The 19,213-nt window shown below is 57.5% G+C and carries 20 protein-coding genes and 1 other annotated feature; of the genes, 5 read left to right on the top strand and 15 right to left on the bottom strand.

What is annotated here, in order from left to right:
- Window positions 1-40 precede the first annotated feature (40 nt).
- On the top strand, window positions 41-874 hold the full coding sequence (locus tag E0L16_RS15645; protein ID WP_063868642.1) for a DMT family transporter: 834 nt from the start codon (window positions 41-43) through the stop codon (window positions 872-874).
- A gap of 175 nt (window positions 875-1,049) precedes the next feature.
- Window positions 1,050-2,234 carry a multidrug efflux MFS transporter EmrD gene (gene emrD / locus E0L16_RS15640; protein ID WP_107535638.1) on the top strand — a complete coding sequence of 395 codons (1,185 nt, stop codon included), beginning with the start codon at window positions 1,050-1,052 and terminating at the stop codon, window positions 2,232-2,234.
- On the opposite strand, the gene E0L16_RS15635 is transcribed toward emrD, so the two are convergent.
- Both E0L16_RS15635 and dsdC read right to left on the bottom strand, forming a co-directional pair.
- A complete protein-coding gene (locus tag E0L16_RS15635; protein ID WP_131637310.1) occupies window positions 2,137-3,225 on the bottom strand; it encodes a cellulase family glycosylhydrolase in 1,089 nt (362 codons plus the stop codon). The two genes, emrD and E0L16_RS15635, sit on opposite strands and share 98 nt — an antisense overlap.
- Before the next feature lie 84 nt (window positions 3,226-3,309).
- A complete protein-coding gene (dsdC, locus tag E0L16_RS15630) occupies window positions 3,310-4,224 on the bottom strand; it encodes a DNA-binding transcriptional regulator DsdC (protein ID WP_242672231.1) in 915 nt (304 codons plus the stop codon).
- 121 nt (window positions 4,225-4,345) lie between these two features.
- Between dsdC and dsdA the strand changes: the two genes are divergently transcribed.
- Window positions 4,346-5,632, top strand: a complete 1,287-nt coding sequence (gene dsdA / locus E0L16_RS15625) for a D-serine ammonia-lyase (RefSeq protein WP_131637306.1) — start codon at window positions 4,346-4,348, stop codon at window positions 5,630-5,632.
- A 29-nt stretch (window positions 5,633-5,661) separates the two neighbouring features.
- Here the strand turns inward: dsdA and E0L16_RS15620 are convergent, their stop codons facing one another.
- From E0L16_RS15620 to ibpA, 5 genes are all read right to left on the bottom strand, one after another.
- The gene (locus E0L16_RS15620; RefSeq protein ID WP_112792460.1) at window positions 5,662-6,009 is read right to left on the bottom strand and encodes a DUF202 domain-containing protein; all 348 of its coding nucleotides are present in this window, start codon (window positions 6,007-6,009) and stop codon (window positions 5,662-5,664) included.
- Entirely contained in the window at window positions 5,999-6,346 is a 348-nt protein-coding gene (locus E0L16_RS15615; protein ID WP_063452060.1) for a YidH family protein, read from the bottom strand. The genes E0L16_RS15620 and E0L16_RS15615 overlap by 11 nt, the downstream gene beginning before the upstream one ends.
- A 92-nt stretch (window positions 6,347-6,438) precedes the next feature.
- Window positions 6,439-8,100 (bottom strand): putative transporter, encoded by a 1,662-nt coding sequence (locus E0L16_RS15610; protein ID WP_131637304.1) that lies wholly within the window; start codon window positions 8,098-8,100, stop codon window positions 6,439-6,441.
- 200 nt (window positions 8,101-8,300) lie between these two features.
- Complete coding sequence (gene ibpB, locus E0L16_RS15605) at window positions 8,301-8,729, bottom strand: small heat shock chaperone IbpB (protein ID WP_131637302.1); 429 nt, start codon at window positions 8,727-8,729, stop codon at window positions 8,301-8,303.
- Between the two features lie 136 nt (window positions 8,730-8,865).
- The gene (gene ibpA / locus E0L16_RS15600; RefSeq protein WP_003861094.1) at window positions 8,866-9,276 is read right to left on the bottom strand and encodes a small heat shock chaperone IbpA; all 411 of its coding nucleotides are present in this window, start codon (window positions 9,274-9,276) and stop codon (window positions 8,866-8,868) included.
- Window positions 9,270-9,343 (bottom strand) — a sequence feature (ROSE (Repression Of Heat Shock gene Expression) occurs in the 5'-region of heat shock genes and acts as an RNA thermometer to modulate expression.). It overlaps the preceding gene by 7 nt.
- 248 nt (window positions 9,344-9,591) lie before the next feature.
- On the opposite strand from ibpA, the gene E0L16_RS15590 reads away from it, so the two are divergent.
- Window positions 9,592-9,924: a YceK/YidQ family lipoprotein gene (locus E0L16_RS15590; protein WP_063868628.1), complete on the top strand. Its 333-nt coding sequence runs from the start codon at window positions 9,592-9,594 to the stop codon at window positions 9,922-9,924.
- On the opposite strand, the gene E0L16_RS15585 is transcribed toward E0L16_RS15590, so the two are convergent.
- From E0L16_RS15585 to E0L16_RS15550, 8 genes are all read right to left on the bottom strand, one after another.
- Window positions 9,921-11,150 carry a YidR family protein gene (locus E0L16_RS15585; RefSeq protein ID WP_207388512.1) on the bottom strand — a complete coding sequence of 410 codons (1,230 nt, stop codon included), beginning with the start codon at window positions 11,148-11,150 and terminating at the stop codon, window positions 9,921-9,923. The genes E0L16_RS15590 and E0L16_RS15585 overlap by 4 nt on opposite strands.
- A gap of 51 nt (window positions 11,151-11,201) precedes the next feature.
- Window positions 11,202-12,539, bottom strand: a complete 1,338-nt coding sequence (locus E0L16_RS15580; RefSeq protein ID WP_077221130.1) for an MFS transporter — start codon at window positions 12,537-12,539, stop codon at window positions 11,202-11,204.
- Window positions 12,540-12,651: 112 nt separating this feature from the next.
- A complete protein-coding gene (dgoD, locus tag E0L16_RS15575) occupies window positions 12,652-13,800 on the bottom strand; it encodes a galactonate dehydratase (RefSeq protein WP_063868621.1) in 1,149 nt (382 codons plus the stop codon).
- Complete coding sequence (locus tag E0L16_RS15570) at window positions 13,797-14,414, bottom strand: 2-dehydro-3-deoxy-6-phosphogalactonate aldolase (RefSeq protein WP_131637298.1); 618 nt, start codon at window positions 14,412-14,414, stop codon at window positions 13,797-13,799. The genes dgoD and E0L16_RS15570 overlap by 4 nt, the downstream gene beginning before the upstream one ends.
- Window positions 14,398-15,276 (bottom strand): 2-dehydro-3-deoxygalactonokinase, encoded by an 879-nt coding sequence (locus E0L16_RS15565; RefSeq protein ID WP_131637296.1) that lies wholly within the window; start codon window positions 15,274-15,276, stop codon window positions 14,398-14,400. Before E0L16_RS15565 ends, E0L16_RS15570 begins: the two co-directional genes overlap by 17 nt.
- Window positions 15,273-15,962, bottom strand: a complete 690-nt coding sequence (dgoR, locus tag E0L16_RS15560) for a D-galactonate utilization transcriptional regulator DgoR (protein ID WP_003861109.1) — start codon at window positions 15,960-15,962, stop codon at window positions 15,273-15,275. The genes E0L16_RS15565 and dgoR overlap by 4 nt, the downstream gene beginning before the upstream one ends.
- 225 nt (window positions 15,963-16,187) lie before the next feature.
- Window positions 16,188-17,000 carry a sugar-phosphatase gene (gene yidA / locus E0L16_RS15555; protein WP_045308263.1) on the bottom strand — a complete coding sequence of 271 codons (813 nt, stop codon included), beginning with the start codon at window positions 16,998-17,000 and terminating at the stop codon, window positions 16,188-16,190.
- Window positions 17,001-17,113: 113 nt separating this feature from the next.
- Window positions 17,114-18,139 (bottom strand): zinc-dependent alcohol dehydrogenase family protein, encoded by a 1,026-nt coding sequence (locus E0L16_RS15550; protein WP_131637294.1) that lies wholly within the window; start codon window positions 18,137-18,139, stop codon window positions 17,114-17,116.
- A 113-nt stretch (window positions 18,140-18,252) separates the two neighbouring features.
- Between E0L16_RS15550 and E0L16_RS15545 the strand changes: the two genes are divergently transcribed.
- Window positions 18,253-19,188 carry a LysR family transcriptional regulator gene (locus tag E0L16_RS15545; protein WP_131637292.1) on the top strand — a complete coding sequence of 312 codons (936 nt, stop codon included), beginning with the start codon at window positions 18,253-18,255 and terminating at the stop codon, window positions 19,186-19,188.
- The last annotated feature ends 25 nt before the right edge of the window (window positions 19,189-19,213 follow it).

Raw genomic sequence — 19,213 nt, 5'->3', positions numbered from 1 at the left:
GAATGTTACAGTTGGATGACATTTCACCATTTGAAACGCCATGACCATCACCGTTTTCTGCATTTTACTGTTCGCCGCACTGCTGCATGCCAGCTGGAACGCCATCGTTAAGGCCGGAACGGACAAGCTCTACTCTGCGATCGGCGTCAGCGGTTCAGCCGCGCTTATTGCCCTGATTTTACTGCCTTTCTCTCCCCAGCCGACGGCTGCAAGCTGGCCCTATTTGTTCGTTTCCTGCGCGTTACAGGTGGTGTATACGGTACTGGTGGCAAAAACCTATCAGGTCTCCGACATGAGCCAGACCTATCCGCTGATGCGCGGTACCGCACCGCTGCTGGTGGCGCTGATCAGCGTGCTGGCGCTTGGCGACCACCTCTCCTGGCTTGCCTGGTCCGGTATCGGCGTCATTTGCCTGTCAATTCTGGCGATGGCGATGAATGGCCGCATGCAGTCGCGCAAGGGGATCTGGCTGGCACTGCTGAACGCCTGTTTTATCGCCGGGTATACGCTGGTGGACGGCACCGGCGTGCGGTTATCAGACTCGGCGCTGGGCTACACGCTCTGGACCTTCTTCATGAACGGCTTCTGCCTGCTGAGCTGGGCGATGGTAGCCCGCCGCCGTGAAGCGTCAGCCTATCTGCGCCTGCACTGGAAAAAGGGGCTACTCGGCGGCGTCGGGACGATGGGATCTTACGGTCTGGCGCTTTGGGCGATGACGCAGGCGCCGCTGGCGGTGGTCGCGGCGCTGCGTGAAACCTCGATTCTCTTCGGCGCATTAATCGCATTTGTGCTTTTAAAAGAGAAAGTTGCTGGCCTGCGCATCGCGGCGGCGCTGGGTATAGCCGCCGGTGCGGTCCTGCTTCGCCTGGCGTAATTCGCTGGCAACATTAGTTGCCGATCTTGTTTACAAATCCTGCCTTCACGCCCTCTGTCATTCATCACAGTAATGCTTAAATTGTCATCTCACTGTGGTAGATTCCTCGCGCATTTATGGGAATGCGTAGTCACTTATTCTTTATTTCTCTCTTTTGGCAAAAGTATTCAGCGACATGAAAAAGCAACGGAACGTGAACTTATTGTTGATGCTGGTGTTACTGGTGGCCGTCGGGCAGATGGCGCAAACCATCTATATTCCGGCGATTGCCGATATGGCAAAAGATCTGAACGTCCGCGAAGGGGCGGTACAGAGCGTGATGGCAGCCTACCTGCTGACCTATGGCGTTTCACAGCTGGTTTATGGTCCCCTGTCCGATCGCGTCGGGCGTCGCCCGGTCATTCTGGTGGGCATGAGCATTTTCATGGTGGCGACGGTCATTGCCATTACCACCCATAGCCTGACCGTACTGATTGCCGCCAGCGCTCTCCAGGGTGTGGGCACCGGCGTAGGCGGGGTCATGGCGCGTACCCTGCCGCGAGATATGTATCAAGGCACCCAGCTCCGTCACGCCAACAGCCTGTTAAACATGGGTATTCTGGTGAGCCCGCTGCTCGCGCCGCTGATCGGTGGCCTGCTGGACACCGTGTGGTCCTGGCGCGCCTGTTACGCCTTCCTGCTGGTGCTGTGCGCGATCGTCACCTTCAGCATGGCGCGCTGGATGCCGGAAACACGTCCGCAGGACGCGCCGCGCACGAAGCTTATCGCCAGCTATAAAACGCTGTTCGGCAACGGGTCGTTTACCTGTTATTTATTGATGCTGATCGGCGGCCTGGCGGGCATTGCCGTGTTCGAAGCCTGTTCCGGCGTGCTGCTGGGCGCAGGCCTTGGCCTGAGCAGCATGGTGGTGAGTATCCTGTTTATTCTGCCGATCCCGGCGGCGTTCTTCGGCGCATGGTTCGCCGGACGTCCGAACAAACGCTTCTCCACGCTGATGTGGCAGGCCGTGATCAGCTGTCTGCTGGCCGGGCTGATGATGTGGATCCCGGGGCTGTTTGACGTGATGTCGGTCTGGACGTTGCTCGTCCCGGCGGCGCTGTTCTTCTTCGGCGCGGGCATGCTGTTCCCGCTCGCCACCAGCGGCGCAATGGAGCCGTTCCCGTTCCTCGCGGGTACCGCTGGTGCCCTGGTGGGCGGTTTGCAGAATATTGGTTCCGGCGCGCTCGCCTGGCTCTCCGCGATGATGCCGCAGACCGGGCAGGCTAGTTTAGGCTTGCTGATGACTCTGATGGGGCTGCTGATTTTGCTGTGCTGGCTGCCGCTGGCGTCGCGTGTCTCGCATCACGAACAGCCTGTTTAATCGCATGATGGCCCGGCTTCTCGCCGGGCTTTTCACACCCGGGCGCAATCATCGCCTGCAATAGCCGCTCTGGCGCAGGACGCCACGCCCCCTCTTCCCCGTCATAAAACTGAACATCGGCGTTTATCGCATACGGAATAGCAGCCTTTTGCAGCTGGCACGCCATAAACGTGGCAAACGCCATCTGCGAGGCGGTTGGCGTCAGGGTTTTCGACTCGCCCACACCCCAGCCACCTACCCAACTCACGTGCCCGGTTTTTTGTTGCCAGCGCAGGGCGGCGTTGATTCGGTTGCGAATAGCCGTTTTCTCCGCCGCGGTTCCGGACGTCCACGGGTATTTGCCGTTCGTTTTCAGCGGACCCCACGGGAAAATATGCCACTCTGCCAGCAGGTAATTCTGGCTGTGCGCGGGCAGCTTCAGGCTGGACAAATCCTCTGGCGCGGCGCGCAGGCGAGGTGCGATAAAAATCATGCGGCTGGCATCAATGGCGTGAATGCCTTTGATCGCTTTCTCATACACCCGGTTGAGGGAAACCATGTTGTGGTTGAGCTTGTCCGCCGGTTCGTAGATCAGGTCAAACCCCAGTAACGGCGAACGCTGACCAAAATAATGCGCCACGGCAATCCACCAATCGATCACCGCTTTTTCGGTATCCGCTTTCGGGTCGTTTTTATATTCATCGGCCTGATAAGCGACGATGGGGATGATGCCGTATTGCTCGCAGGCCTCCACCAGCTTGCGCAGGTGAATCAGTCGCGCTTCCGTGGGTTCGCCCGCCACCCGAATGCGGACATGACGTATGCCTTTCACCCGAAAATCACGGACCACCAGCGGATCAAACTCTCGGATACCGCGCTCGGTGCGGGCCCAGTCGACGTCCATCCCGACACCCAGCATCTGCGCGTAACGGGCAGCCGTCAGCGGCGGCTCAGCGGCACAGGCCCAGCCGGAAGCGATCGCTAACACGGTGACAATGAAAGGCTTCAGCACGTCGCACCTTGCGAAAATCAAATCGTTAGCCTGTATTTAGCACGCTTTTTCGCATTTGGTGTAGAGCCAAAGCGTAATAATTCTTCAGTTCGCCCGCTCTTTCAGCCAGCCGATAAAGGCGTCAATTTTTGGCCATTGCCGGCCCGAAAGCGTTGAGACGTAGTAGTGCTGATGACATTTAAGCGTCTTTTCGCCGAAAGGGGCAATCAGCTCGCCGCACACGAGATGCTTTTGCACCAGCCTTTTTCGCCCCATCGCAACGCCGGCGTGGTGCGTCGCGGCAATAATCGCCAGATCCGCACGGTCGAACCCAATCCCCGATGAGGGCGGCATATTCACGCCAAAATGCGTCGCCCAGCTTGACCATTCATCCGTGGCGGAATCGTGGCTCCAGGCCTGACGGTCATGGAGCAGCGTGCAGCGGTGAAGGTTATCGGGATTTTGCGCCAGCGCGTGCTGCCTGGCATATTCCGGTGAGCAGACCGGCAGGATCGCTTCATCCATCAGGAAGTGATAACCGAGCTGCTTCGGCGGTGAATCATCGAAATAGAGCGCCAGATCGACGCCCGTTCGCTGCATATTCACGTCTTCATTGCCCGTCAGCACGTTCAGCGAAATAGACGGATAGCGTTGGGTAAAGTCGCCAAGCATCGGCACCAGCCAGCACTGGGCGATCGACGGACGGGAATAAACCGTCAGCGTGCCCGACAGCGCCTGGTTTTTAATGTCCAGAACCTCCTGGTTCAGCGCGTCGAGCGAGGATTTTAGCGTCCAGTACACGCGCTTCCCCTCCTGCGTCAGCTCAACTTTGCGGTGCGAGCGTGTAAACAGCTGAATGCCCAGCTCGTCTTCCAGCAGGCTGATGCGGTGGCTTACCGCGCTGGGGGTCAGGGACAGCTCAGCGGCTGCCAGCGCAAAAGATTCATACCGGGCAGCCGCTTCAAAGGTATGCATTTTGGACAGCTGCCAGCCGTTTAGCCGTCGCTTATCTTCCACCATCGCCCTCATCTCTTCGTGGTTGGTTCAATCTGGTTCACCTGAAACGCAATTTATATCATTTGTCAGTATGCCTCTTTTTTATGCTTAATACCGGATGAACCCCCTTGCGAAGAGATGGACGATGAAAAGCGCAACGATCAACGCGTTAACCGCACGGTTTCCTCTGGTTGAGGATCTGATTGCCCTGGAAGAAACCACCTGGCTCAACCCGCGTACCACGACGCTGGCTGAAGGGTTGCCCTATGTCGGGCTGACCAAAGCCGACGTTGACGACGCCCACGCGCGCCTGCAACGCTTCGCGCCGTATCTGGCGAAAGCCTTCCCGGAAACGGCGGCAGCGGGCGGAATTATTGAATCTGAACTGGTCGCCATTCCGGCAATGAAAACGCGTCTGGAGCAGGAATGTGGCGTAACGATCCCCGGCACGCTGCTGCTGAAAAAAGACAGCCATCTGCCTATTTCCGGCTCCATTAAAGCGCGCGGCGGCATTTATGAAGTGCTGGCTCACGCGGAGAAACTGGCGCTGGCCTCAGGCTTGCTCAAGCTGGATGACGATTACAGCATTCTGCTGGAGCCGCGCTTCAAGGACTTCTTCAGCCAGTACAGCATCGCCGTGGGCTCAACCGGCAACCTCGGGCTGTCCATCGGCATCATGAGCGCGCGCATCGGCTTTAAGGTTACGGTGCATATGTCTGCCGACGCCCGTGAATGGAAAAAAGCCAGGCTGCGCAGCCACGGCGTGATCGTTGTGGAATACGAGCAGGATTACGGTGTGGCGGTGGAGCAAGGGCGCAAAGCAGCGGAAAGCGATCCGAACTGCTTCTTTATTGACGATGAGAACTCCCGCACGCTGTTCCTGGGCTATGCGGTGGCGGGCGAGCGCCTGAAAGCGCAGTTTGCCGCACAGGGGCGCGTGGTGGACGCTGAACATCCCCTAAACGTCTATCTGCCGTGCGGCGTCGGCGGCGGGCCCGGCGGCGTGGCGTTTGGCCTGAAGCTGGCCTTTGGCGACAGCGTGCACTGTTTCTTCGCCGAGCCTACGCACTCGCCGTGCATGCTGCTGGGTGTCCATACCGGTCTGCACGATGAGATCGCCGTACAGGATCTGGGTATTGATAACGTGACGGCGGCGGACGGGCTGGCGGTAGGCCGCGCGTCCGGCTTCGTGGGTCGCGCGATGGAGCGTCTGCTTGACGGGTTCTTTACCCTCTCCGATCAGAGCATGTACGACCTGCTCGGCTGGCTGGCGCAGGAGGAGGGCATTCGCCTGGAGCCGTCGGCGCTGGCGGGGATGGTGGGGCCGGTACGGATAAAGTCAGATGCCAACACGACGCACCTGGTCTGGGCAACCGGCGGCGGCATGGTGCCGGATGACGAGATGGCGAATTATCTGGCGAAAGGGAAGTAATTATGCCGGGCGGCGGCGCCTTACCCGGCCTACAGATGCAAAATTTGTCGAATATGGGTTACCGCAAACAGCAGCGACAGGGACAACACGGCCAGGGCGATCAGGAACTTATCCCGCACCGCCCCTGGCTGTGCGAAATCACTGTGCGCGACGTCCATCAGGTTCCGGCTGCGGGTATAGCGCCATAAAATAATGGCTACCAGCGCCAGCACAACGATGGAGATCCAGAATGGCATCCCCGTGCGGTGCCAGTTGTGCTTAATGGCAAGCGCAATCAGCGCGCCATACCCCAGCAGCGTGCGTAGCCAGGCCAGCGAGGTACGCTCCGGCTGAAGCCCGGGGTCTGCTTCCCGCCGCGCTTTGCGGCTATCCGGCATAGAACACCAGTAACATCACGATGCCAGCCACCAGCAGCAAAATCGTACTGATGATAAGCAAACCGCGCGTGTAAGGGAGATCCTGCTTCAGACGCATCGCCTTTTCGTTGCGCAGCCACCGCAGGTAGCCGTAGATCGCCAGCACGCCGGCTAACAGACACAGTAGCAGGGACAGCGCTTCGCGGATCAGCGGGGTGGCAAAATCAGGGGCGAGTTGATCAAGGCCAACGCCTGCGGCCAGAAAGCCCAGGGCAGTACGGATCCACGCTAAAAATGTACGCTCGTTAGCCAGTGAGAAGCGGTAGTCCGGCGCTTCACCGAGGCGGGAAATGTTCATGAAGGTTCCTTGTCGTACCAGAAGCAGGCTTCAGCATAGCGTAAATTAACGGAGACAAGGAGACCGGCATCGGGTAATGCCGGTCAGCGAGGCTAGCCCATTCCCCAGAACAGCACCGCCAGTAGCTGTGGGGTGATGATGCGCAGAAACATCACCAGCGGATAAACCGTGGCGTAAGACAGCGCCGCCGCGCCGCTGGTGGCGTGCAGGTTATTGGCGAACGCCAGCGCGGGCGGATCGGTCATAGAGCCAGCCAGCATGCCGCACAGCGTGAGATAGTTCATTTTAGCGAACATACGCGCCAGTAATCCGACCGTTATCAGTGGGATGCCGGTAATAAATATGCCGTATCCTACCCAGCTCATCCCTTCGCCGTTCACCAGGGTATCGACAAAATCGCCGCCGGATTTCAGCCCCACCACCGCCAGAAACAGCACGATGCCTAACTCCCGCAGCGCCAGGTTAGCGCTCGGCGGCATAAACCAGTAGAGCTTACCGATGGAGCCGATACGCCCGAGGATCAGCGCCATAATGAGCGGCCCGCCAGCCAGACCCAGCTTCAGCGCTACCGGGAAGCCGGGCACGTACAGAGGGATGGAGCCAAGCATCACCCCAAGCCCGACACCGATAAAGACCGGCAGCATCTGCACCTGCTGGAGTTTTTGCTGCGCGTTTCCCACCATGTTCGCTACGGCATCAATGGATGACGGACGCCCGACCAGGTTGAGAATATCACCAAATTGCAGGCTCGCATCCTGGCTGGCCACCAGCTCCACGCCAGCGCGATTAAGACGGGAGATCACCACGTCATAGCGCTCTTTAACCTGCAAATCGCGTATTTTCTTGCCCAGCACCTTCTCATTGGTCACCACCACGCGCTCCACGCGCATATCCGTTCCACGGGTTGAGAGCGAGGTATCTACCTCCTGACCAATCACCAGCCGGGCATTGTTTAAATCCGCCGGTTGCCCTACCAGATGCAGGAGATCGCCGTGTTGAATAAGGGTATCGGGCGAAGGCACCATCAGCGTGTCATCGCGTTTCAGGCGTGAACAGATAATGGTCGCGCTGTTCAGAATGGGAACATCCTGTATCGCCATATTGTTCAGATTGGGATTTTCGACGCGAATGTTGATGGTTTTAATGAGCGCATGGCCGTTGGTCAGGGTGCTTTCATGCTCCTTCGCCTCCTGTTCAACGTTAACGCGGAACAGCACGCGCACCAGCCACATCGAGAGCAAAATACCGCAAATACCAAACGGATAGGCCATGGCGTAGCTCATCCCCATCTGATCGACGACATCAGCCGGGATACCCAAATCGCGCAGAATTTGCTGACCCGCCCCGAGCGCAGGCGTGTTAGTGACGGCTCCGGAGAAAATACCCAGCACGACAGGCAACGGAATAGCGAAGAGTTTATGCAGGATCGCGGTGACCAGCCCCCCCATCACAACAATGCCGAAAGCAAAGAGATTAAGGCGTAAACCGGAGACGCGCAGCGAAGCGAAGAAACCCGGACCCACCTGAATGCCGATGGTATACACAAAGAGGATCAGGCCAAATTCCTGAATGAAATGCAGCATATCGGCGCTGAGCACCCACCCAAGCTGGTCGGCAAAATGGCCGACAAAAATCCCGCCGAACAGCACCCCGCCGATACCAAACCCGACGCCGCGGATTTTGATATTCCCCAGCCACAACCCGACTACCGCGACAAGGGCCAACACGCTCACGGTTAACGCGATATCACTCATGATCCACATCCTGTGTATAACCATAGTTATACTAAGGATTCTCTCAGAGCCAGCGGCGGCTGTATGGGGGATGGCGCACAAAAAAGCCCTGCCGGGGCAGGGCTTCGTGCAGTCTGTGGGTAGTGTCGGGTGGCGGCTGCGCCTTACCCGACCTTCAGGTTTGGCAGGTTTTGCGCAGCCTCTACCCGGCAAAAAATGTATTAGCTATTCAACGCCGGACGTTCGCTAATGGCGATGCGCTGCGGCGCAATGGCTTCCGGCACGTTACGGATGAGGTCAATATTCAGCAGCCCGTTGGTAAACGTCGCGCCAGACACTTCCATATGGTCTGCCAGCGTAAAGCTCAGGCTGAACGGCTGAGTGACAAGCCCCTGATGCAGCCATTTGGTCTCGGTGTCTGGTTTTTCCGGCGACCCTTTCACGGTCAGGCGCGTGCCCTCAAGCTGGATGTCGAGATCTTCCTGACGGAACCCGGCCAGCGCGAGCGTGATGCGGTAGTGATTATCATCGCTTTTTTCGATGTTGTACGGCGGAAACGTCTGCTGTTCGGTCGCGCTTTGCAGCGCGTTAGCCAGTTTGTCAAAACCGATCCACTGACGCAGAAGAGGGGAAAAATCATAGTTACGCATACTAAATCTCCTTCTGAGAAGCGAGTTCGGCACAGTTTAATTTTGTGCGCAGTTGTACCTGCAAACCCTTACGGATTCGCATATGCTCCCTTTACGGCAAGCAATTTCAGGTGGGCCGCGTTAGCGACCCGCATAATTAGTTGATTTCGATACGGCGTGGTTTTTTCTCTTCCGGAATCACACGTTCCAGTTCGATAAACAGCAGGCCGTTCACCAGGTTCGCGCCCTTGACGTGGATGTTCTCAGCCAGCTGGAACTTGCGCTCAAAGTTGCGCTCTGCGATGCCCTGGTAAAGGTAGGTTCGTTCTTTCTGCTCGCCCGCATGGGAGCCTTTCACCACCAGCAGATTGTCCTGGGCGGTGATCTCCAGTTCGCTCTCTGCGAAACCGGCGACAGCAATCGCAATGCGGTAGTGGTTTTCGTCAACCAGTTCAACGTTGTAAGGAGGATAGCCGTTGCTCTGGCTCTGGTTGTTTTCTAAGTGGTTGAACAGACGATCAAAACCAATGGCAGAACGGTATAGCGGAGAGAGATCGAAGTTACGCATAGATAAAAGCTCCTGAAATCAGCGAGAAAATGTAGCCTTCCACCATGGACAGGCTTCCGTTCCCCCGAACACCCATCAGGCGTGTCCGTTATCGGGGTACATCCTTAAAATGGGTCTGGATACGGGCTTTTCAAGCGTATTAATGCGAGATTTTTTTGCACTTTGCTGGATGTCGCATAGACTCAGGGGCACAGCACAAAGGGTTAAATTGCGATGGCGACCACAGTGCAGATGTTTTGGACTGTCCATTTTGGACGCGCCTCGCTATAACCCTGAGTTGCAGGTCAATGCCGTGCTACTAAAGATGACTGAGTGATGATGAGAAATGTTCTGATTAAGCTGGCGACGTTCAGCGGGGTTGTTTTACTTTGCGGGTGTTCGAGCGTGATGTCGCACACCGGCGGTAAAGAAGGAACATATCCGGGGACGCGCGCCAGTGCCGCCATGATCTCTGATGATGAGACAAACTGGGGTACCAAATCTCTGGCGATTCTTGATATGCCGTTTACGGCGGTTGCCGATACGCTTCTGCTGCCGTGGGATATGTTCCGCACCGACAGCTCAGTGCGCTCGCGCGTTGAGAAAAGCGAGCAGGAGACGCTGGCAACCAACTCCGTCATCCCGCCCGCAGAGATGCCCCCGCGCTAATTCCGTGCGGTTTCCGTTAGCCACAGCTGGCGGAAACCGTCCTTCTCTTCCATCCACGCGATAAAACGCCCGTCCGGGGAATAGACCACTGCGTCAGCAGACGGCGGATTGCCATGATCGGACGTCAAAAACGTCACCTTTCCGGTCTGCGCATCGCAGCAGGCGATGCGGCTTTCGAGCACAAACCCAAGTGTGTGGCCGGAGGGATGCCAGTTAAAGGCCGACTGGATATCACTCTCACTGTGGGTCAACTGGCGCGGCTCGCCGCCCTCAGGTGAGATAAGCCACAGCTGCACAACGCCGTTATCGTCCCGCATTAAAAACGCAATCTGCGTCCCCTGCGGATTGCTGCGTACCCAGTGGCGCGGCACGTTCACCAGCCCCGGATACGACTTCTGATGGGTGAAGGTTAAGCGGCGTTGCGTGATGCCCGCAGGAGGCGCGGGCATCGTCTCAGGCGTTCCCTGCAACGGCGCCTCGCCCGCCCGTTTCCAGCCCTGCTCATCTTTGGGGAGGTCCACAATAAACAGTTCAGGCACCTTTTCGCCTTTCGCAGACACCGTATCGCCGATAAACGCCAGCCTGTCGTTGCCCACCCAGCCCTCTTCATAGGCGCGGTTAATCTCATCGCTGCCCGGTTGCGGGTTCGGCGTTGTACGGCTTACCAGCACGCTCCAGAAGGTGCCAGCATATTCCCGCGGATGGTTCCCCTGTGGGTTTACCGGGCCGAAAGGCGCAGCTACCCCGACGTTACGCAAATCCAGCTTCGGATCGCGCTCGTGCAGCACATGGTCGTTGTAGGTAAAGCTGACGAACTGCCCGTTCGGGCTAAAAACGTGGACGTGGCTGCCGCCACGCAGCGCGCCAGCCGTGTAAGGCGCGGTGATATCCATCGCATCGAGATTGCTCACCTCGCCGTTGTGCACAATCACTCCCTGACGATGGTGAAAATCATACTGCCAGTCTGCATCGGGGTTTTTCGGGCCGTGGATAAATACATATTTATCCTCAGCAGGATGAACGGTTACCACGCCGACATGCGCGCCGTCAGCGGCACGGTAGATCACCTCAACCTCGCCCGTACTGACATTGACCCGCTCAATGGTTTTACCGGTAAACGACGCGCCGGACGGCCGCACGTCATAGACAAGCCACTGGCTGTCTGGCGTCCAGGTGTTGATATTGGTGAGCTGGTGGTGGCGGGAAGCGAAGGTGATTTGTTTCATAAGGATACCCTGATGCGCGGTTATCGCATCAGGGTAAAACATCCTAAGGCGTTAGCCTACTCGTTTCACGTCGCCCACCAGCAGGATGTAGGAGAGCGCGCCGATCAGCGCCACGGCAGAGATATACACCAGAGCCGGACCAAAGCCGTAGTCCTGCGCAAGGTAGCCGATAACCAGCGGCACGGTGATCCCGCCCAGCCCGCCAACGAAGTTAAACACGCCGCCGGTCAGGCCGATCAGACGCATCGGCGCCAGGGACGACACCAGAGACCAGGTGATGGAGGCAAAGCCGTTCCCGAAGAATGCCACCGCCATCAGGGTCATAATCCACACCGGATCGTTGGTGTAGTTCGCCCCCATGATGCAGGTAGAGATCAGCAGCCCACAGATAATCGGTGTTTTACGCGCCACGCCCAGCGAGAAGCCTTTTTTCACCAGCTTGTCCGCCAGCCAGCCCGAGAGCAGTACGCCGAAGAAGGCCGCCAGGAACGGCACGGTGGTCATAAAGCCCGCCTTCAGAGCGGTGATCCCTTTTTCCTGCGTCAGGTAGTTCGGGAACCAGGTGAGGAAGAACCACAGCGTGGAGGTCACCGCGAACTGACCCAGATACACGCCCACCAGCTTACGGTGGAAGACCAGCTTCCAGTCCGCTTTGGTTAACGGCTGGCGCGCCTCTTTTTTCACCGGAGCATCGCCATCTACCAGACCGCCACCGTCGCGGATGTAGTCCAGCTCGGCTTTGGTGATGCTTTTGGTCAGACGCGGCGGCTGATACACCTTGAACCAGATGAGCGACCAGATAATGCCGATCCCGCCGGTGACGATAAACACCCAGTGCCAGCTCAGCAGCTCCTGGATCCAGATTAACAGCGGCGTCAGAAATGCCAGGCCCACAAACTGCCCGGAGGTGTAAAAGCCTACGGCAGAGGCACGCTCATGTTCCGGGAACCAGCTGGTCACCATGCGGTTGTTGGTCGGGAACGCGGGCGCTTCAAACACCCCGGTGATGGCGCGCAGGCCAATCAGCGACATCAGCCCGGTGGCGAAGCCCTGGAACAGGGTCGCCACGGACCAGCCCAAAATAGCGATAAAGTAGGTCAGACGCGATCCCACGCGGTCAAGGAACCAGCCGCCGGGGATCTGACAGAGCGTATACAGCCAGGCAAACGCCGAGAAGACATAGCCCATTTCCGCTTTGGTGATGCCGAACTCTTCCTGAATATGGGCCGATGCCACGGCGAGGTTGGCGCGGTCGACATAGCAAATGACCACGGTAATAAAGATCATCATCAGCGTCAGGTAACGGCGACGCCCGGTTTTTGCAGCAGTAACTGGAATATCCATCGCAATCTGTCTCCAGATTTTGGGCATAGCGAAGCCGCTCACCATGCCCTGTAATTTACAGAGGGTTATATTTTTGTATGTATGATTTTTGCCCGGAGGCGCTTCGCTTACCGGGCCTACGGGAGAGTAGGCCGGATAAGCGAAGCGCCATCCGGCTTTACCACTCGGCTACGGAACCGTCCTCATGACGCCACAGTGGATTACGCCAGTCCGGCGTATTTTTACTCAGCTCAATGACTTTGGCTTCGTCAATTTCCACGCCAAGGCCCGGCTTCGTTAACGGTTTAAAGAAACCGCCTTCCATGCTGAAGTCTTCTTTGTTTTTCACAAAGTCGAGCAGCTCCGCGCCCTTGTTATAGTGAATGCCCATGCTTTGTTCCTGGAACACCGCATTGCGGGAGACGAAGTCCACGTGCAGACAGGCTGCCAGCGCAATCGGTCCAAGCGGACAGTGCGGCGCCAGCGCCACATCGTAGGCTTCTGCCATGCCGGCAATTTTGTAGCATTCGGTGATGCCGCCCGCGTGGGAGAGGTCCGGTTGCAGGATCGCAATGCCGCCCGCTTCCAGCACGCGTTTAAACTCGAAGCGCGAAAACATGCGCTCACCCGCCGCGATGGGAATGTGCGTCTGTTCTGCCAGTTTCGGATAGTATTCCGCCTGCTCGGCCAGTACAGGCTCTTCGATAAACAGCGGGCGATACGGCTCGAGCTCTTTAATCAGCACTTTGGCCATCGGCGCGCTGACGCGGCCGTGGAAGTCCAGGCCAAACTCAATCTCGTTGCCGAAAGCCTCGCGGATTTGCGCCACGGTGTTCACCGCCCGGTCTACCGCGCGCGAGTTGTCGATAACGCCCATCTCTTCGCAGCCGTTGAGTTTGAAGGTGTCAAAACCAATGTTGCGCAGCTGGCGGATACCGTCGATGACTTCCGCAGGGCGATCGCCGCCCACCCAGCTGTAGGCTTTGATTTTGTCACGCACCAGACCGCCCATTAATTGCCAGACCGGGGCATTCAGCACTTTGCCCTTGATATCCCACAGCGCCTGGTCGATACCGGCGATGGCGCTCATCAGGATCGGACCGCCACGGTAAAATCCCGCCCGATACATGACCTGCCACAGGTCGTTGATGCGCGCCGGATCCTGGCCAATCAGGTATTCACCCAGCTCGTGAACCGCGGCTTCAACCGTACGCGCACGGCCTTCAATCACCGGCTCGCCCCAGCCGACCACGCCTTCGTCGGTTTCGATTTTCAGGAACATCCAGCGCGGGGGTAAACGGTACGTGGTGAGTTTGGTTATTTTCATTGCACTGCCTCTCGATACGCTTTCACAAATGCTGTCGCCTGCCGGGCGGTACGCTCAACGGACTGGCCTGCACGATAGAGATCGCTGCCCAGCCCCGCGCCCACACAGCCCGCGTTTATCCACTGCACCAGGTTTTCCGGCGTGACGCCGCCCACGGCAAAGACCGGCACGCTGGCGGGTAAGACCGCCTTCAGCGCTTTGATGTAGTCCGGGCCAAAAGCCGACGACGGGAAAATTTTGAGCGACTGTGCGCCCGCATCGAGAGCGGAAAAGGCTTCTGTGGCGGTGGCACACCCCGGGCAAACGGTCATGCCGTAATCCACCGCCCGGCGGATGACCTCGGGGTTGATATTGGGTGTGACGATAAGCTTGCAGCCCATCTTCGCCAGGTCATCCACCTGCTCCGGCTGCAACACGGTTCCTGCGCCAATCAGCGCCTTATCACCAAACGCCGCCACCACTGCCGGAATGCTTTTTTCCCACGCCGGTGAGTTGAGCGGGATTTCCACCGCGTCGAACCCGGCGTCGATAACCGCGCCAACGTGCGCTAACGCCTCGTCGGGCGTGATGCCGCGCAAAATCGCGATAAGGGGAAGATCAGTTTGCCACTGCATGAGCGATGCTCCTTATGCCTGCCTGAAATGCCGTGTCGCCCTCCACCGCGGCAACATCCCGTCCGATAGCGTGGAACGCCTGGCGGTAACGAGACGTCAGCGATGAACCCGCGACGAGCGTGATGGTCTGCTGCCCGGCAAACGCGTCGCTCAGGGTGGCGACTTCGGCGCCAATCAGCAGGCCGGACAGAAATTCGCTAACCTGCTCGCGCGGAAGATTTCCCAGCACGTGCGAGGCGCGAACCTCAAAAAGTTGCGGCAAAACGGCAGGGGATGCGATCCCGCGCTCAAGCCCGGCGGCAAACGCCTCCGGCGAAGGGTTCTGCTCCGGCAAACCGGCCCCTACCAGCGAATGCGTAAGCAGCAAATGATGCAATTCGCCGGTCATCACGGTTCGAAAATCATGAATTTGCTCAGCATCGGCCTGGACCCATTTGCAGTGCGTCCCGGGCATGACGTAGACAGAAGAAGGAGAAAGGGTGCGCGCCCCGAGCAGCTGCGTCTCTTCGCCGCGCATTACGTTTTGGTTATCGTCGCGAGAGACGCATAAACCGGGAATAATCCAGACATTGTCGCCAACGGACGTTAACCGCTCACCAACGGCGGCGAAATGAACCGGAACCGACAGGTAAGGTGCGACCTTCCAGCCCACGTTACTGCCAACCATTCCGGCCATCACCACCGGCGTATTACCGTCGCGCCAGCTTTTTGTCACCTCTGCTAACACCGCTTCAGGGGATTTACCGTTCAGGCGCGTGACGCCTGCTTCCGATTGCCTGCTTTCCAGGCACTGCTCGCCCTGGTAGAGCCAGGCGCGCAGATTGGTCGATCCCCAGTCAATTGCGATGTAGCGTGATGTCATGTGATTTCCTTCAACCTTCGTGTCGAGCTGGCGATCATGGTTAGCGCCGCCTGCTCTGCCGCATCGCCGTCCTGATGCCGTATCGCATCGAACAGCGCTTTATGTTCCTGAAGCGTTTTCGGCATGTTGGCCTCATCGCCCATCCAGGTACGTTCAAATACTGCTCGCTGTAGCGAGCTGATCGCCACGCTAAGCTGCTGTAAAACCGGGTTATGCACCGACTGCAATACCGCCTCGTGATAGCGAATGTCCGCTTCGTTGAACGCCTCCCGATTCTGGTTATTGGCGATCATGTCGTTCAACGCTGACTCAATCTGTGCCAGGTCACCTGACGTTGCGCGCTCTGCTGCCCAGCGGGCAATGGCCGGTTCCACCAGATTTCGGACTTCGCTCATCGCGCCGATAAGCCGTGGGTCGTAGTCGTTTTCCAGTACCCATTGCAGAACATCGGTATCGAGGTAGTTCCACTGGTTACGCGGCGCAACAAACGCCCCGCGATAGCGCTTCATTTCAATCAGCCGCTTCGCCATTAGCGAGCGGAACACTTCCCGGATGATGTTGCGCGAGGTTTCAAACTCTTCGCACAGTTCGGCCTCTGCTGGCAGCGGCGAACCGGGAACGTATTTGCCACCCACAATCTGGGTGCCCAGCGTGATGACAATGCGATCGGTTTTATTGAGTGTCATGGAGAGTCCTTGTGCTCTGTAAGTCCATCACTACTTTACCGCGACCGCTGAATTTCGCCTCACTTTTGCAGTACAAACGTGAGGCCATTCGTCTTTGTCGTGGTGACAATGTAGTACAATCAGTTAATGTTGTACTACAATCCAGATCACAAAAAGAACAATTCGATAAATTCAGGGCAAAAAAAAGCCCCGGTTGATAACCGGGGCTGATGATTTAAGCGTTTGTTACGACAGAACGAATTTCTCGATCGCCCAGGCAACGCCGTCTTCCAGGTTAGATTTGGTAACGAAGTTCGCCACGTCTTTTACCGATGGGATCGCGTTATCCATCGCCACGCCCATGCCCGCATACTCGATCATCGCAATATCGTTTTCCTGGTCGCCCAGCGCCATGATCTCCTCAGGCTTAATGCCCAGCGCATCGGCAAGCGATTTCACGCCCGTGCCTTTATTGACGCGTTTATCAAGGATTTCGAGGAAGTACGGCGCGCTTTTCAGCACGGTGTATTTCTCTTTTACCTCAGCCGGAATGCGTGAGATGGCTTTGTCGAGGATCGCGGGTTCGTCGATCATCATCACTTTCAGGAACTGGGTTGCCGGATCCATGTTTTCCGCTTCGCAGAACACCAGTGGAATGGTTGCAACGTAGGACTCGTGCACCGTGTAGTAGCTGATATCGCGGTTGGCGGTGTAAAGCGTATTACGATCGAGCGCGTGGAAGTGGGAGCCTACTTCGCGGGACAGTTTTTCCAGGAACAGGTAGTCATCATAGCTCAGTGCAGTTTGCGCCACCGTGCTGCCATCGGCTGCCTTTTGCACCAGTGCGCCGTTATAGGTGATGCAGTAATCGCCAGGCTGGTTCATGTGCAGCTCTTTCAGGTAGCTGTGCACCCCGGCATACGGGCGTCCGGTGGTGAGCACGACGTTCACGCCTTTTTCGCGTGCAGCGGCGATCGCGTTTTTAACGGCTGGAGAGATGGTGTGGTCCGGCAGCAGCAGCGTGCCGTCCATATCGATTGCAATGAGTTTGATGGCCATGAGGTCCCCGGGATAAATGAGTGCTACCTCATGCTAACGCGATTAAGCCCACAAAAATAGAGCTACTTTGCGCAACAAAAAGCCCCTTTTACGTTTATCCCGGGAACGGGAACTCACTCGCGGGTGAGAACAATTTTGCCAAACGCGCCGCGATCCAGATGTTCAAGCGCCTGTTCCAGCTCGTCAAAGCGGTAGCGATGCTCAATCACCGGTTTTAAGCCAGTGACGTCAACGGCACGGACAAAATCTTCCAGCGCCCGACGGTGTCCAACCCCAATCCCCTGAATGACGGGGGATTTCAGCAACAGTTCGCTCGCGGGCAGCGAAATGTCTGTCCCGGCCAGCACGCCAATCACTGAGATACGCCCGTGAACGGCAACGGCGCGCAGGGAATGCTTCAGGTTCTCGCCTCCCACGGTTTCAATGATATGGTCAATGCCGCGATCCTGCGTGAGTACCAACGCATTTTCAGCCCAGTCGCCTTTCAGCCGGTTAATGCCCTGGCTGGCGCCCAGTTTTTTGGCCAGCGCCAGTTTTTCATCACTCCCCGACGTGACAATCACCTCGGCGCCGTGCGCTTTTGCTATCTGCAAAGCGAATAGCGCCACGCCGCCCGTCCCCTGTACCAGCACCGATTGCCCGGCGCGTAAATGACCGCGCTCCACCAGCGCGAACCATGCGGTAAGCCCTGCGCAAGGAAGCGTGCTGGCCTCAGCGTCATTCAGGCTTTCCGGGGAGGCCACCAGCGCGTTTTCACTCACAATCACATATTCAGCCAGCATGCCCTGGAAGTATCCACCGGACGTTTTGTAGGGCAAATCACGCGCGTCTGCCTGCGGCTTGCCGTCGATCCACTCGGGGAAAAAGGTTGAGATGACGCGTGCGCCAGGTTTGAAGCGTGTCACCCCGTCGCCAATGCTGTCCACCACGCCCGCCATGTCAGACGCCGGGGTAAACGGGAAGGAAAGCGGAATCGGCATCGTGCCTTCGATAACCATTTTATCCCGGTAGTTGAGCGCAACGGCATTTACCCGTACGCGGACCTCACCCGGGCCTGGCTGTGGAACAGGCTCCTGAACAAGCTGAAGGCTCTCGCGCCCAAGGGCGTTCATTGACCAGCGCTGCATTGTTTCTGTCATTTTTTTCTCCTGTCATCAGATGATTTTCAGTTCTGACAGTCTACCGTTGACACTGTGTCGCCAGTGGCGATAAGTTTTCCCACTATTGATGACCAAAAAGATACAATCAGTTCATGACCGATACGCTGAAAGATATTCCCGTTTTCGTTGCCTCCGTAGAAGCAGGAAGTTTTGCGCAGGCCGCCGTCCGTCTGCATTTGTCGCGCTCGGCGGTAGGAAAAAGTATTGCTCGTCTTGAAGAGAGGCTGGGGGTTCGTCTGTTTCATCGGACCACGCGCAGTCAGAGGCTGACCGATAACGGCGCGCTTTTTTATGAACGCTGCCTGCGCGCGCTGGAGGAGATTCGTGGCGCTGAATCGCTGCTTGAAACCGGAAATCATCAGGTCAGCGGACGGCTGCGGGTTGCCATGCCGGTGCTGTTTGGTCGTCAGTGTATCGCCCCGCTACTCACAGAGCTGACGCAGGAACACCCCGGACTTGAGCTTGAAATGTCCTTCAGCGACCGCATCGTGGATCTCGTAGAAGAAGGGTTTGATATGGCGGTGCGCAATGGCACCCTGGCTGACAGCGCCGTGCTGGTCGCCAGAAGGCTGGGTGAGCACCGAATGGTTCTGTGTGCCGCGCCGGATTATCTGCATAAGAATGGCCAGCCGCAGGCCGTTGATGATTTACGCCAGCATACGGCCATTAACTACACGCGTGCGGGCAGAGTCTTACCCTGGCAGCTGATGGATTATGATGGCACGTCGCGCACGTTTATTCCCCGCTCATCACTCAATATGGATGATTTACAGGCGATCTGCGACGCGGCGCTGGCCGGCCACGGCCTTGCGTGGTTACCCTGCTGGATGGTCATCAAAGAAATTCAGCAGGGGAACCTTGTCCCGCTCTTAAATCAGGCCCCGGATGTACGCTTCGACGTTCATGCCGTCTGGCAGCAGACGCCGCACCTGCCGCTAAGGGTTAGAATTGCCATAGATAAGCTGGCGAGCCGTTTACCGGCAGTGATGTCGCTGGACTTTCCTGCGTCCATAAAAAAGCCGCGCTAAAGCGCGGCCAGTTATGTTGCCGTAA

This window comes from Enterobacter quasihormaechei, assembly GCF_004331385.1.
In the GTDB taxonomy this organism is placed as follows: Bacteria; Pseudomonadota; Gammaproteobacteria; order Enterobacterales; family Enterobacteriaceae; genus Enterobacter; species Enterobacter quasihormaechei.
Note: the sequence above shows the minus strand (reverse complement) of the source record. Positions and strands in the feature narration are given on the sequence as shown.

Bases quoted from the DNA above. Each gene is read 5' to 3' on its own strand.
- E0L16_RS15645 (WP_063868642.1), top strand. From the start codon at position 41: ATGACCATCACCGTTTTCTGCATTTTACTGTTCGCCGCACTGCTGCAT.
- emrD (WP_107535638.1), top strand. From the start codon at position 1,050: ATGAAAAAGCAACGGAACGTGAACTTATTGTTGATGCTGGTGTTACTG.
- dsdC (WP_242672231.1), bottom strand. From the start codon at position 4,224: ATGGTGGAAGATAAGCGACGGCTAAACGGCTGGCAGCTGTCCAAAATG.
- dsdA (WP_131637306.1), top strand. From the start codon at position 4,346: ATGAAAAGCGCAACGATCAACGCGTTAACCGCACGGTTTCCTCTGGTT.
- E0L16_RS15620 (WP_112792460.1), bottom strand. From the start codon at position 6,009: ATGCCGGATAGCCGCAAAGCGCGGCGGGAAGCAGACCCCGGGCTTCAG.
- E0L16_RS15615 (WP_063452060.1), bottom strand. From the start codon at position 6,346: ATGAACATTTCCCGCCTCGGTGAAGCGCCGGACTACCGCTTCTCACTG.
- E0L16_RS15610 (WP_131637304.1), bottom strand. From the start codon at position 8,100: ATGAGTGATATCGCGTTAACCGTGAGCGTGTTGGCCCTTGTCGCGGTA.
- ibpB (WP_131637302.1), bottom strand. From the start codon at position 8,729: ATGCGTAACTATGATTTTTCCCCTCTTCTGCGTCAGTGGATCGGTTTT.
- ibpA (WP_003861094.1), bottom strand. From the start codon at position 9,276: ATGCGTAACTTCGATCTCTCTCCGCTATACCGTTCTGCCATTGGTTTT.
- E0L16_RS15590 (WP_063868628.1), top strand. From the start codon at position 9,592: ATGATGAGAAATGTTCTGATTAAGCTGGCGACGTTCAGCGGGGTTGTT.
- E0L16_RS15585 (WP_207388512.1), bottom strand. From the start codon at position 11,150: ATGAAACAAATCACCTTCGCTTCCCGCCACCACCAGCTCACCAATATC.
- E0L16_RS15580 (WP_077221130.1), bottom strand. From the start codon at position 12,539: ATGGTGAGCGGCTTCGCTATGCCCAAAATCTGGAGACAGATTGCGATG.
- dgoD (WP_063868621.1), bottom strand. From the start codon at position 13,800: ATGAAAATAACCAAACTCACCACGTACCGTTTACCCCCGCGCTGGATG.
- E0L16_RS15570 (WP_131637298.1), bottom strand. From the start codon at position 14,414: ATGCAGTGGCAAACTGATCTTCCCCTTATCGCGATTTTGCGCGGCATC.
- E0L16_RS15565 (WP_131637296.1), bottom strand. From the start codon at position 15,276: ATGACATCACGCTACATCGCAATTGACTGGGGATCGACCAATCTGCGC.
- dgoR (WP_003861109.1), bottom strand. From the start codon at position 15,962: ATGACACTCAATAAAACCGATCGCATTGTCATCACGCTGGGCACCCAG.
- yidA (WP_045308263.1), bottom strand. From the start codon at position 17,000: ATGGCCATCAAACTCATTGCAATCGATATGGACGGCACGCTGCTGCTG.
- E0L16_RS15550 (WP_131637294.1), bottom strand. From the start codon at position 18,139: ATGACAGAAACAATGCAGCGCTGGTCAATGAACGCCCTTGGGCGCGAG.
- E0L16_RS15545 (WP_131637292.1), top strand. From the start codon at position 18,253: ATGACCGATACGCTGAAAGATATTCCCGTTTTCGTTGCCTCCGTAGAA.